This window comes from Dolosigranulum pigrum ATCC 51524 (assembly GCF_000245815.1).
In the GTDB taxonomy this organism is placed as follows: domain Bacteria; phylum Bacillota; class Bacilli; order Lactobacillales; family Carnobacteriaceae_A; genus Dolosigranulum; species Dolosigranulum pigrum.
Window position 1 is genome coordinate 423,998 of sequence record NZ_JH601103.1, and the last position, 12,459, is coordinate 436,456.

The following is a 12,459-nucleotide window of genomic DNA, read 5'->3' on the forward strand; positions in this document are numbered from 1 at the left end:
TATTCCGAAGACCCTAAAAATGAAGTAAAAAACAAATAAACTAACAAAAATAGCTTAATATTTGTTTCTATTTTCATAAAAAACACCTCTAAAAATATTCTATACTATAATAAAATTTATCCAACTACTTTAAGGGATTCATTTCGCCCCTTAAACCCCAAACCAGCTGAATCAGCTGGACCATGCCTCTGGAATGAGTTTTTTTTACCCTCTTGCTCTTCAACATACCAATTCAACTGATTGAGACGTTGAGTTAACGTGTCATTTTTATTCTTCAGCTCCATATTTTCACTAGATAATTCAGTGCTCTTTTTTTCTTTCTTGTTAACTTCCTTAGTCTTTTTATTCAATCTCACTTCCAATTCATCTCTAATTTGCATAAATTCTTGAGCTTTATCTTTTTGGGTATCTATTTCGCGTTTCATCTCTTTATATTCTCTATGATTCAGATAAGAATGTGTGCCAACTTGTTTTCGTTCAATCCGCCTCTCGCCCATCAAACGTTCCAATTCAGCAACTTCTCTATTTCGCCAATCTTTAAAATTTTCCTTGGAATGCAATCGATTAGAATTCTTTTGAGTTTTATTAAACCCCATATTCTCTAGAGCTCGATTCATTGACACTTGCTTATCTAGCCCTTTTACGCTCTTATTTTTGTTACTTTTTTGACAAAAGTAAACGTTTTAGCATGTTGTCATTCCAATGTTACCATTTCCACAACAACATGTCAGCGCTCTTCGAGGACAAAAGAAGAATAAGGAAGGGGTGTTCCCTTCCTTATTCTTCTTTCGATTCTTCTTTTATCCTATCCATTTCTTTTCTTTCTAAATACAACTGTGTTATTACTAAACTAATTAATATTGAAGCTATCATAACAAATATATGGGATTTGTTTTCATTAACAAATAAATCAATTACCAAAGATATTATTGATAATGACAGAATTATTTGTAATAAGATATTTTTTTTCTTAGACATCTAATCTCCTCCTAAAAAATACTAATATTATAAAAATAATCTGAATTGCAACAAAAGATGCAATAACTTTTTGGTGATATTTTCTCTGTATATCGATAGTGCTTCTGGGCCTTTCAGGAGGCAATTGCCTCCTGAAAGGCTTCAAATTTTTCGTTAGCTGATAATCCATCAAATAATAATCGCGGGTAGTCATTAATTGTGTTCTCGATTTCTTTTATTTCATTCAAGCTCCATTGACTAATGTCACTCCCCTTGGGAATAAATCGCCGAAGAAGTGTGTGCATCTGTTCATTTGATCCTCGCTCATAAGAACTGTAGGGCTGACAATAGAATAGATGAGTCCGTTTATTCTCGCGGGATTTGACAGTCCCTTCTAAGGACTTATAATCTAGGAATTCCGAGCCATTATCCACTGTAATTGATTTAAATTGCTGTTTGAACCGCTCTGTCCCCAAAGAGTCTTCTAATTCATCTAGTTGTTTTAGCACTTGGGCCTGTGTTTGACTCGTCATTTTTCGAATAATCAATTTTCGTGTTTTTCGTTCAACGAGAGTTAACAGACATGTTTTACTGTATCCTTTCCCAGATTCGACACAATCCATTTCCCAATGTCCTTCTTCTTCTCGATTGTTTATCGACTCACTTCGATACTTAATCAATCGGTTAGGGGGCACAACTTTTTTTCGTTTTTTGACATGATGATATGTGCGTCTTTGTGTTTTTCCTTCTCGGGGTAAATGGTCTTGTGTTAACTTCTCAAACTTATCAGCATTAATATAATGATAAATTTTTCTCAAACAAGGAAGTTGATCATGGGTGAATTTATCTCCTTTTTTTAAGTGTTGTAGCGCTGCATAAGGCGAATATTTTTGCGAAATAATAATGGTTTCTATTGCTTTTAAGACGGAGTCCCCAGGACCAAACTCTGGATCTGGTCCTTTATTTGTTTTTCCTTTATCAATCTTTTCTTGGACAGCACTAGCGGAATAGATGGTATATTCTCTCCATAATGGATCTTTTTGAGTCACTTGGCCTCGTCTTAATTCTCTTGAGATGATTGATGGATGAACCCCTAATTCATCTGCCATATCTGCTTGAGTCAATCGCTTATTCTTAGGGAGCTGACGATTTTGACGAGCCATTTTTTCTAAATATTCCCGATCATCTTCATCTAAATGTTTACCTTTTGGCTTTAATTTGGTACACTTAACTTGAGTCATATTTCTCTGTCCTTTCTGTATGAGTGTAGATACTATCAGATTAACAGAGAATATGGCTTTTTTTAAGTGTTTTCCTTCTTGCATTTAATTATACAACTCACCTAAATCCATAAATACCAAGTGAAATTTGAAATCAATTGATACTATTGATACAATGAAAATGCATTATATCATATATTTAAATTTCTTATAAAAAACTAAAAAGGCGGTGATTATACTGAACGGATACTATAAAATAAATAAATGGTATATAGAGTTACCATTGTTTCTGATAACTTTTTTAATAAGTTCATATTTTATAGGAAATTTATTAAATATGAATTTCAACACAATTACTGAAATATTTTCAGGAATTGTAGCTTGGATAATAATTAGATTTATATTTAACAAAAAATGAACATCAAATTTCAAATGTAAAAGAGTTTTTCAATTCCCTTACCCCCGAAGGAATAAATCAACTAATTGAAATGACAAATATTGAAAATGAAATCAGAGAAATAAAAGCAAAATTAGAACAAAGAGCTGTTTTCACAACCAGTACTTTAATCGCTGCTTTAAAAGCAATTGGGAGTGGAGTTGCATCAGCAATAGCTGCTTCAATCGCTAACTATGGACTATCAAAAACATGCGAAAATGACAGTTGGCGAGATTCTATTGAAATGTTTGATAATTACTGCGAATCAAATGATTGGTAAAAAATTCAATATAACAAAAAATATATGATATAATAAGCATGTAATTGTACTAGAAAAGTCTTCATGTTTATCACCATAAAGACAAACCCCCACAAGTTCGCTATAACTTGTGGGGGTTTTTACGTCTTGCGTTGATTTGTTTGATATGCTCCGTCAAAAAACATTTTCATTATCCCTGAACCAGATTTAAAAACACTAAACAAATTGGATTCATTAGGTAAATCATATTCATCTTTATGTAGCTTAATAGTTAATATTGGCCAGAAAATACGTTAACCAGTATAATGAACAAACATAAGGAGCGATTTGATGAATAAACATGAATATAACAAGATGATTCGTGGCGAACTGTATGATCCCCGTGATCCGTACTTGCGCGACTTGATGACAAAACAACATGCCTTAATGGATGCCTTCAACGAATCGGACCGCACCGATCATGCTACTCAAAATAAGTTGCTAGAGGAATTACTGGGCCAATATCATGGCGAAAGCAGTCATATTCGTCGGCCATTTTTTATCGATTATGGCCTCAATATTACAATCGGTAAGCATTTTTTTGCTAATTATAATTGTACAATGCTGGATGTCGCCCCGATTACGATTGGTAAAAACGTCATGTTCGGGCCCAACGTTAGCTTGAACACTCCGGAACATCCTCTCTCGGCAGCTGAGCGTAATATGGGATTAGAATTTGCCCGACCGATCACTATTGAAGATAATGTCTGGATTGGCGCTAGCGTCACTGTTATCGGTGGTGTCACTATCGGACAAGGAGCCGTCATTGCCGCGGGTGCCGTTGTTACTAAAGATGTCCCTGCCAATACCGTTGTCGGTGGCGTTCCCGCACGTGTACTGAAAATCATTGAGAATTGACGAAGAATTATCTAGATTTTGTTAAAAAAATAAAATTTCCTACTTGACATTACCTTTAACTATCTGTAAACTACTAATTAATATTATAAGATTATCATTTCAGGAGAAGAGTAGTTTGTAGCGCTGTTTACAGAGATTCCCGTTTGGTGCGAAGGGAAAATGGTTAAGCGAATGAAGATGAGCTCCGAGGATTCGAGTTGGTTCACGCTGGCTCGACGGGTGCGACCGTTATATGGCTAGGCTTATATTTCTGCGAGGAAGTATGTGCTGATGAGGCGCTGCGTTGAAAGACTCAGGCGAATAAGGGTGGTACCACGAACAATACTCGTCCCTTTGTTGACTACACATTTAGTCGGCAAAGGAACGGGTATTTTTTTGTAGGCAAACATATAAAGGAGAGACAAATAATGGAAAAAATTGCAAGCTTTACAGTGGATCACTTGAACTTAAAACCAGGATTGTACTTATCACGAACCGATCGTATTGGCGATCGTGAGCTATTCTCGTATGATTTGCGCTTCACTGCACCAAATTATGAACCGGTCATGAATACAGCTGAAATCCACACGATCGAACACATTGTAGCTACTTATCTGCGAAATGACGAGCAGTTCAAACAAGAGATTATCTACTTCGGGCCAATGGGATGTCGCACAGGCTTTTACTTAATTACGACCGATGCGATTGCCCCTGCTGATTTACTCGATTTATTAATCCGTGCATTCCAATTCACCGCCAGCTTCCAAGGTGAAATTCCTGGAGCTGATGCACGTAGCTGTGGGAATTATCTCGACCAGAATCTCCCAATGGCTAAATATTATGCCAAACATTACGTCACCGTCTTAGAAAATGTCACTGATCTGACGTTTAGTTACTAGTATAGTAGTAATATATGGAAACGGAGGGATGATTATGCCTATTGTTTGTGACCAGAATCGTTATGGATCCGACGTGTCTATGATATCTAATGCAGAAATACAAATGAACCGAACTCATCCGATTAAGATTGCTATCTTAAACTTAATGCCAAATAAAATCACTACTGAACACCAATTACTGCGATTACTAGGAAAATCCCCTCTTCCAATAGAGGTTACTCTGCTCTATACGAAGACATACGCCCCAACGCACATGATGAATGATTACTTACAGAAGCAATATCGCGTCTTCGATGATGTGAAAGATGACACATTCGATGCATTCATCATTACAGGTGCACCGGTTGAACATTTATCATTTGAGCAAGTCGACTACTGGGATGAATTAACTGATATCTTCACATATGTTCACTCGAATGTCCGCAGTACGCTCTTTTTATGCTGGGCTAGTCAAGCCGCCTTACATTTCTATTATGATATTCCTCGCTTTGAAGTATCGGAGAAGATTTTTGGGATTGAACGATTCAAGACACGTGTTAAAAATAGCTTGACAGATGGATTTGAGTCCTATTTTAATGTGCCTCAATCCCGTTATTTTTATCATCAATTAAGTGATATTCAGAGTCATTCGGATTTGATTTTATACGCCGGCAGTGAGCAATCAGGTGCACAAATTGTTGCCAGCAAGGACTACCGATCTGTCTTTATTGCTGGGCATTTTGAATATGATACTGATACGTTGCACCTTGAATATAAGCGCGATCAGGAGCGTGGTTTACACACATCATTGCCTACCTGTTATTTCGTTAATGATGATCCGACACAAGGATACTGTTCCACTTGGCAGACACATGCAGAACGCTTCTTCACTAACTGGATCAAGCATATTGTTGACCCAACCGTTTCAGATGCTTAATCTTATAAAACGATGAATCTAAAAAGACATCCGCTACATATGCTGGATGTCTTTTTAAATTATTTACTTTAAATTTTCGCAAGTGCTTGCGTTAGATCATCAATAATATCATCCACATTCTCGATACCAATTGATACGCGAATTGTTTCTGGATAGATGCCTCCTGATTTTAATTCTTCCTCTGTTAATTGGCTGTGGGTCATACTAGCCGGATGAACAACTAATGACTTCGCGTCACCAACGTTGGCGAGTAGTGAGAAGAGTTCTAATGCTTCGATGAATTCAACCGCCTTATCATAGCCACCCTTCACTCCGAACGTGAAGACCGAGCCCGCTCCTTTTGGCAAGTATTTTTGCTTCAATTCGTAATAAGGGCTATCCGCTAATCCCGCATAATCCACCCATTCTACCTTCTCATGGTTAGCTAAGAATTGCGCTACTGCTTCGGTATTCTCCACATGACGTTCTACTCGAACATGTAGAGACTCCACGCCTTGCAATAATAAGAACGCATTGAACGGAGAAATGGCTGCCCCCGTATCACGCAGAAGGCCCGCTCGGATTTTAGTCGTGAAAGCTGCATCAGGTACTGCTTCAGCAAAAATCAGACCATGATATGAATCATCGGGCTCTGATAAGAGCGGGAATTTATTGTTTTGTGTCCAGTCGAACTGACCGCTCTCAACAATAACACCACCAATTGAGGTCCCATGACCACCAATAAACTTAGTCGCCGAATGAATAACAATATCCGCTCCAAACTTAATCGGATTCAACAAATATGGTGATGGGAACGTATTATCCACTACCAACGGAATCCCATGTTCATGAGCAATCTCAGCAATCACCTCAATATCAGGAATACTCCCTGTTGGATTTCCGATTGATTCAATAAAAATTAACTTGGTCTCAGGCTCCAGGCTATCTTTAATCGACTGGACATCATTAATGTCGAAGAAGCTCGTCTTCAATCCAATATTTTTTACTTGTTGTGATAAATACGTATAAGTTCCTCCGTAGATACTGCTACTGGATGCAATATGATCCCCCACTTGTGCCAATGTTTGGATAGTGTAGCTAATAGCCGCCATCCCACTTGCGACCGCTAACCCTGCTGTTCCGCCTTCCAAGGCTGCAATTCGTGACTCAAAGACTGTTTGTGTCGGATTATTAAGTCGCGTATAAATATTCCCTGGCTTGCTCAGTGCGAACTTCTCTGCCCCATCTTGCGTATCATCAAATAAGTACGATGTCGTTTGATGAATTGGAACCGCTCGTGACTTCTCTTGCCCCACTGATTGAGCTGCGTGCAATGCTTTTGTTTCGAATCGATGTGTATTTGACATAATCTCTCTCCTTTATACATGCGAGTTAGCTAGCCAAAAATCGCTACCTAACAATGATAAATCAACAACAAGAGGTATAAAAAAAGCCCTCACCCTTTAAGACAATATAATATTGTCTTAAAGGGTGAAGACTTCCACGGTACCACCTTTATTTTCTGCAACGGTCACCCAGCTGCAGCTCCATCAGTACGTTTAGCTCTTCAGAATAATAACCTGCTCCAAGGCAGCTTCACTCTATTCTACACTAAATTATACTGTTACTCTATAACGGGAGTGCCCGGAAGATACTCACTATCGCTTATATCTTCTCACTCAAAGGCCATATTCGGTTGCCTCGCATCGCTTGCTCTCACCAACACAAGCTCTCTGGGCATGGTCAACAACGTACTTACCTTCTCAACGTCTATTATTTAATTATATAGACTTTAGCACACTATAAATTATCTGTCAACACAAAAATTAAATTTATTTTTTAAACATATATACCTCTTTTTATACAATATTGATTTTTAAACTTTTTTTATATTCAAAGGACACTTCCGCTCTGCCTGCCTGTTTACCTCTAAACTAAAGTTGGCACCTTATAACTGTCCTGTCTATTAATAATTTTCTTAATTTATCTAGCAGCTATTGCTTAATTTTCTTGACATTTTTTCATAATCTATGTACACTGTTATCAGACATAGAAATAAAAACTTTGGAGAAGAGTAGCTAATGCGTACATTTACAGAGACTCCCGTTTGGTGTGAAGGGAGAATGGACAAATGAGTGAAGATGAGCTCCGTAGAGTCAGATTGGTTCACGCTGATCAGACGGGTGCGACCGTTACATCGCTAAGCTTATAACGCTTGATTCGTTATGTGCTGATGAGGCAGTAGTTGGAAAGCTACTGCGAACAAGGGTGGTACCACGATCAATACTCGTCCCTCTGCTTATTAGATTTCTAGTGAGTAGAGGAACGAGTATTTTTTATTATGTAGAAAAGGGGAATGTAGAGTGATCACATTAGATCATATTGATGTTATATTTGGTTCAGGCGAACAAGCCATACATGCGGTTAAGAATGTCTCTATCAAAGTAGAACGCGGTGATATTTATGGTGTGGTTGGTTATAGTGGGGCAGGTAAGAGTACGCTGGTCCGAACCATCAACTTACTTCAGAAACCGACAAACGGCTCCGTCACCGTTAACGGCCAAGATATGTTGGCCTTATCCAGCCGTGAATTGCGCCAGGCACGGAAGAAGATCGGCATGATCTTCCAGCACTTCAACTTAATGATGTCACGAACTGTGGCGGGCAATATTTTATACGCCTTACGCGGATCAGGTTTATCGAAAGAAGAGAAGACTAAGCGTGTCCATGAGTTGTTAGAGCTAGTTGAATTGAGTGACAAGCACGATGCTTACCCAGCGCAACTCTCCGGTGGCCAGAAGCAGCGCGTCGGTATTGCCCGTGCCTTAGCCAATGAACCGGAAGTCTTGCTCTGTGATGAAGCAACCAGTGCCCTCGATCCGAAGACGACGAATTCTATTCTAAATTTGCTGAAAAACTTAAATAAACAACTAGGCCTAACCATTGTTGTCATTACCCATGAGATGGAGGCCATCAAGGAAATTTGTAATAAAGTTGCCGTCATGGAACGGGGAGAAGTCATCGAAGAAGGCAATATTGTCCAAATCTTCACTGACCCTGCCAACCCACTGACAAAAGAATTTATCGACACGGCGCTTCGAATTGATCAAGCACTCGATAAGCTCAGTCAGCAGTCAGAGTTAATGGATCTGGATCTAGATAGTGAGATTGTCAAGCTTGCCTTCAAGAGTGACAGCGCCAGTGACCCGATCATTAAGGAACTGTACCGGCGTTTTGAAGTGAATGCTAATATTATTTATGGAAATGTCGAAGTGCTGAATCATACTTTAATCGGCCACCTCATCGTTATTCTAAAAGGCCCAGAAGCCCGACGCTACGATGCCTATGATTACTTAGATGCCCATGATATCAGCATCCAACTCTTAGAATATATCGATGATGGTGACGAGAAAAAAATCGTCCCTAAACAACGGCGCAAGCGATAACCTTACGCACACACCTCAATTAGAAAGGAATTTTTTATGACTGAATTACTTGAACAATATCTCCCGAATGTAGTTGGCATTCAAGACCGCATTATCGAAAACATTATCGAAACAGTCTATATGACGATCTCAGCTGCACTTATTGCCGGTATCTTGGGGATTATCTTCGGAATTATTCTGACCGTAACGTACTCAAGAAGTATCTTGGAGAACAAACTCGTCTACAACATCCTAGATAAAGCCATCAATACCATGCGTTCAATCCCATTCATTATCATGCTCGCTCTTATTTATCCGATTACCCGTTTTTTTGTGGGAACATCGATCGGGACGACGGCTTCGATTGTCCCACTTGTCTTCGCAACTGTTCCCTTCTATGCCAAACAAGTCGAATCAGCCTTGTTAGAAGTGGATAGTGGCGTGGTCGAAGCAGCACAAGCGATGGGATCCAGCCCGATCGAAATTATCTTCAGTGTTTACTTGAAGGAAGGCTTACCTTCACTGATCCGTGTGTCATCCGTCACCATTGTCAGTCTAATCAGCATGACCGCAATGGCTGGAGCTGTTGGAGGAGGTGGACTTGGCGACTTAGCAATCGCCCGGGGGTACAACCGATTCCAGTCCGACGTTACCTTCGTCGCTACTGTTCTAATCATGATTCTGGTCTTCACCTCACAAGCAATCGGCAACTACTTTATTCGAAAAACAGACCACAACAAATAATAACATTATAGAAAGAGTGATATTCATGAATTTCAAACACAAACTACTCACATTACTAGGACTTTTTGCACTTATCTTAGCAGCTTGCACAACAACTGGAGATAACGGCACTACTGACGAAGCAGCAGACAGCGGCCCTATCAAAATCGGAGTCGTCGGAGAAGATAATGAAGTCTGGGAACACGTCCAAGACAAGTTAGCCCAAGACGGGATTACAATCGAAATCGTCACCTTCAGCGACTACAACCAACCGAACAAAGCACTCGCTGAAAAAGAAATCGACTTAAATTCCTTCCAACACAAGATTTATTTGGACAATTACAATGAAGAACATGGTACCGATATCGTTCCATTAGCCGACACATTCATCGCTCCTCTCGGTATTTATTCAGAAAAAATTACTGACATTTCTGAGATTAAAGATGGGGATAAAGTCTCTATTCCTAATGATGTCACAAATGGTGGCCGTGCCCTACTCTTACTCCAAACAGCTGGACTTATCGAAGTGGACCCTGCTGCTGGACATACACCAACCTTGGACGACATCACAGATAACCCACACAACTTAGAGATCACTGAACTTGACGCATCACAGACTGCTCGTTCCCTCTCAGATGTGACCATTGCCTTAATTAACTCCGGTATGGCTGTCGATGCCGGTTACATCCCAACCGAAGATGCTATTTTCTTAGAACCGGTTGATGAATCTAGTGACCCATATGTCAACATCATTGCAGCTAACAACGGGGACAATCGTGACGTCTTCCAAAAAATTATCGATGCCTTCCAGACCGATGATGTCGTTAAATTAAATGAAGAAATCTCTAAAGGCTCCTCTATCGCTGTCTGGGACTAATCATTAATCAAATCATTAACCAATTATTACCCGAATCATTACCCAATAGAAAGGATGACTATTCATGTCACTATTTAAAGGTTTACTCATTACAGCTGCAACCCTGCTACTCACCGCTTGTGGCCAACCTAGCGAAACCCCCTCTGAAAACAAGACAACCGCCGAAACAGAAGAAGCAATCGAAGAACCTACGACAGTCAGAATTGGTGTTGTCGGAGAAGGAGATGGTGATGTCTGGCAAGATATTGAGCGCCGCTTAGAAGACGATGGCATCGAGCTAGAGATTGTCGTCTTCGGAGACTATCATCAACCGAATAAAGCCTTAGCTGCCGGCGATCTTGAATTGAATGCTTTCCAACATACCGCCTTCTTAGCGGAATATGTGCGTGACACCGGAGATGATATCGTTCCGATTGGCTACACTGGCTACTCTCCTGTTTACTTGTATGGAAAAGATGGCATAGATTCCATTGAAGATATCCCAGCTGGCTCCCGTATTGGTATCCCTAATACTGTGACGAATGCTGAGCGATCACTACTGGCACTTGAAGATGTAGGTCTGATTACACTAGCGCCTGATGTAGGCTTCACACCAACCATTGATGATGTTCTAGAGGTTCATAATGATATTGAACTAGTCGAATTAGACCCTTCACAACTCTACCGTTCACTAGGAGACTTAGATCTCGTCACCTTAAGTTCTGGAGCTGTCATGGATGCTGGGCTAGATCCAGCAGATGCACTCTATAATGATGTAGAAGCAGGAGCTGAGATCAATGATACGAAGAAAAACTTCATCGCTGCTCGCCGCGAAGATAAAGACTCTGAAATTTTTGCCCGCATTGTAGAAGAATACCAAACCGAAGAAACAACCGCTATTCTAAAAAAAGTTAGCGCCTCACTTCCAATTTGGACCGAGAATGATGACCCATTAGCAGACTTCGAAGCACTTCTAGAAGAACTAAATGCCCAAGAATAAATAAAAACTTCTTAATAAGCTCGGCTATCCATCAGATGGCCGAGTTTATGATGTTCTACTTGCTTTTTGTCAAAAATAATTGGTACACTTAATAGGTATGTAATACATTAATATGTTAGGAGCTTACTATGTCACAACGAATCAAATATACTTTATACACGCTATTAGGTGGGCTAATCGCCTTCCCGACTGCTATCATGCTGACTTCGCACTTCACTGCCGCTCAGAAAGGGATGCTTCACGGCACCCTATCACTTATTTTATTTGGGATGATTGTGTATCTCTGGTGTTCGTTCAAGCCCTTCACTTGGCAAAAAGCAGGACTCACACTACTTTGGTTAGCTGCTTTTATTTGGGGCTTACCGCTTGCGATTGAGCTGGTTGCTTTTCTCCCAACTGTACTGAAAGGCATTCTCCACGCGGCCGTCATCGTCCTCTTCATCGTCTTATTTATCACGATTTGGTATAAACCACTCAAATCAGCTCAATAGTCACTCAAAAAACCTCGATATTCCGCCCACTAACGGACGGAATATCGAGGTTTTGTTTATCTCTTAGTGCGTTGCGCCTCTGGTAACTTGCAGATCATCTTTATCTTTGAAGTTAACAATCGCTTCAATGCTTGATACATAATATGATTGCACACAAATGTCCCCGTCGTATTCGACACCGAACTTGGCAATCCCGCTTCTTTAATCGCTTCAACCATTGCTTTAATCGGAAGCGTTGTTTCTTCTAAGACAACCGCCGACTTGTGAAAGACGGTAGGAATCTCTAACTTCACAATCTCGGTGCCACCAATCTCATCTGACAAACCTTTCACCGCTTCAATCGCGGGATTCATACTTTCGCCGCCGAACGGGTCAAATCCTGTTACTAAAATTTTCATCATCAAACGCCCCCAATTATTATT

Annotated in this window: 13 protein-coding genes, 1 pseudogene and 2 other annotated features; of the genes and pseudogenes, 9 read left to right on the forward strand and 5 right to left on the reverse strand. The window is 39.9% G+C overall.

What is annotated here, in order from left to right; translation table 11 throughout:
• Positions 1-116 precede the first annotated feature (116 nt).
• The 3 genes from HMPREF9703_RS01975 to HMPREF9703_RS01985 form a co-directional block, all read right to left on the reverse strand.
• Positions 117-623: a hypothetical protein gene (locus HMPREF9703_RS01975; RefSeq protein ID WP_040376792.1), complete on the reverse strand. Its 507-nt coding sequence runs from the start codon at positions 621-623 to the stop codon at positions 117-119.
• A 154-nt stretch (positions 624-777) separates the two neighbouring features.
• Positions 778-978, reverse strand: a complete 201-nt coding sequence (locus HMPREF9703_RS01980; RefSeq protein WP_004635126.1) for a hypothetical protein — start codon at positions 976-978, stop codon at positions 778-780.
• 113 nt (positions 979-1,091) lie between these two features.
• Positions 1,092-2,198 (reverse strand): IS30 family transposase, encoded by a 1,107-nt coding sequence (locus HMPREF9703_RS01985; RefSeq protein WP_004635127.1) that lies wholly within the window; start codon positions 2,196-2,198, stop codon positions 1,092-1,094.
• A gap of 467 nt (positions 2,199-2,665) precedes the next feature.
• Here HMPREF9703_RS01985 and HMPREF9703_RS01990 point away from each other — a divergent pair, with 467 nt between their 5' ends.
• From HMPREF9703_RS01990 to HMPREF9703_RS02005, 4 genes are all read left to right on the forward strand, one after another.
• A complete protein-coding gene (locus HMPREF9703_RS01990; protein ID WP_040376793.1) occupies positions 2,666-2,893 on the forward strand; it encodes a hypothetical protein in 228 nt (75 codons plus the stop codon).
• A 309-nt stretch (positions 2,894-3,202) separates the two neighbouring features.
• Complete coding sequence (locus tag HMPREF9703_RS09255; RefSeq protein ID WP_004635128.1) at positions 3,203-3,769, forward strand: sugar O-acetyltransferase; 567 nt, start codon at positions 3,203-3,205, stop codon at positions 3,767-3,769.
• Between the two features lie 407 nt (positions 3,770-4,176).
• On the forward strand, positions 4,177-4,647 hold the full coding sequence (locus tag HMPREF9703_RS02000; protein WP_004635129.1) for an S-ribosylhomocysteine lyase: 471 nt from the start codon (positions 4,177-4,179) through the stop codon (positions 4,645-4,647).
• A gap of 34 nt (positions 4,648-4,681) precedes the next feature.
• Positions 4,682-5,563, forward strand: a complete 882-nt coding sequence (locus HMPREF9703_RS02005) for a homoserine O-succinyltransferase (RefSeq protein WP_004635130.1) — start codon at positions 4,682-4,684, stop codon at positions 5,561-5,563.
• Between the two features lie 68 nt (positions 5,564-5,631).
• Here HMPREF9703_RS02005 and HMPREF9703_RS02010 read toward each other — a convergent pair whose 3' ends face one another.
• The gene (locus tag HMPREF9703_RS02010) at positions 5,632-6,909 is read right to left on the reverse strand and encodes an O-acetylhomoserine aminocarboxypropyltransferase/cysteine synthase family protein (RefSeq protein WP_004635131.1); all 1,278 of its coding nucleotides are present in this window, start codon (positions 6,907-6,909) and stop codon (positions 5,632-5,634) included.
• 117 nt (positions 6,910-7,026) lie between these two features.
• Positions 7,027-7,318 (reverse strand) — a binding site (T-box leader).
• A 279-nt stretch (positions 7,319-7,597) separates the two neighbouring features.
• Positions 7,598-7,840, forward strand: a binding site (T-box leader).
• A 65-nt stretch (positions 7,841-7,905) separates the two neighbouring features.
• On the opposite strand from HMPREF9703_RS02010, the gene HMPREF9703_RS02015 reads away from it, so the two are divergent.
• The 5 genes from HMPREF9703_RS02015 (at position 7,906) to HMPREF9703_RS02035 (ending at position 12,037) form a co-directional block, all read left to right on the forward strand.
• Complete coding sequence (locus HMPREF9703_RS02015) at positions 7,906-8,988, forward strand: methionine ABC transporter ATP-binding protein (RefSeq protein ID WP_004635132.1); 1,083 nt, start codon at positions 7,906-7,908, stop codon at positions 8,986-8,988.
• 36 nt (positions 8,989-9,024) lie between these two features.
• A complete protein-coding gene (locus HMPREF9703_RS02020; protein WP_004635134.1) occupies positions 9,025-9,711 on the forward strand; it encodes a methionine ABC transporter permease in 687 nt (228 codons plus the stop codon).
• A gap of 25 nt (positions 9,712-9,736) precedes the next feature.
• The gene (locus tag HMPREF9703_RS02025) at positions 9,737-10,567 is read left to right on the forward strand and encodes a MetQ/NlpA family ABC transporter substrate-binding protein (RefSeq protein WP_004635136.1); all 831 of its coding nucleotides are present in this window, start codon (positions 9,737-9,739) and stop codon (positions 10,565-10,567) included.
• 64 nt (positions 10,568-10,631) lie between these two features.
• On the forward strand, positions 10,632-11,546 hold the full coding sequence (locus HMPREF9703_RS02030) for a MetQ/NlpA family ABC transporter substrate-binding protein (RefSeq protein WP_004635138.1): 915 nt from the start codon (positions 10,632-10,634) through the stop codon (positions 11,544-11,546).
• 128 nt (positions 11,547-11,674) lie between these two features.
• Positions 11,675-12,037: a hypothetical protein gene (locus tag HMPREF9703_RS02035; RefSeq protein WP_004635139.1), complete on the forward strand. Its 363-nt coding sequence runs from the start codon at positions 11,675-11,677 to the stop codon at positions 12,035-12,037.
• A gap of 131 nt (positions 12,038-12,168) precedes the next feature.
• On the opposite strand, the pseudogene HMPREF9703_RS02040 reads toward HMPREF9703_RS02035, so the two are convergent.
• A pseudogene (locus HMPREF9703_RS02040) lies at positions 12,169-12,435 on the reverse strand (pyroglutamyl-peptidase I family protein); the annotation flags it as partial.
• Positions 12,436-12,459: the final 24 nt, after the last annotated feature.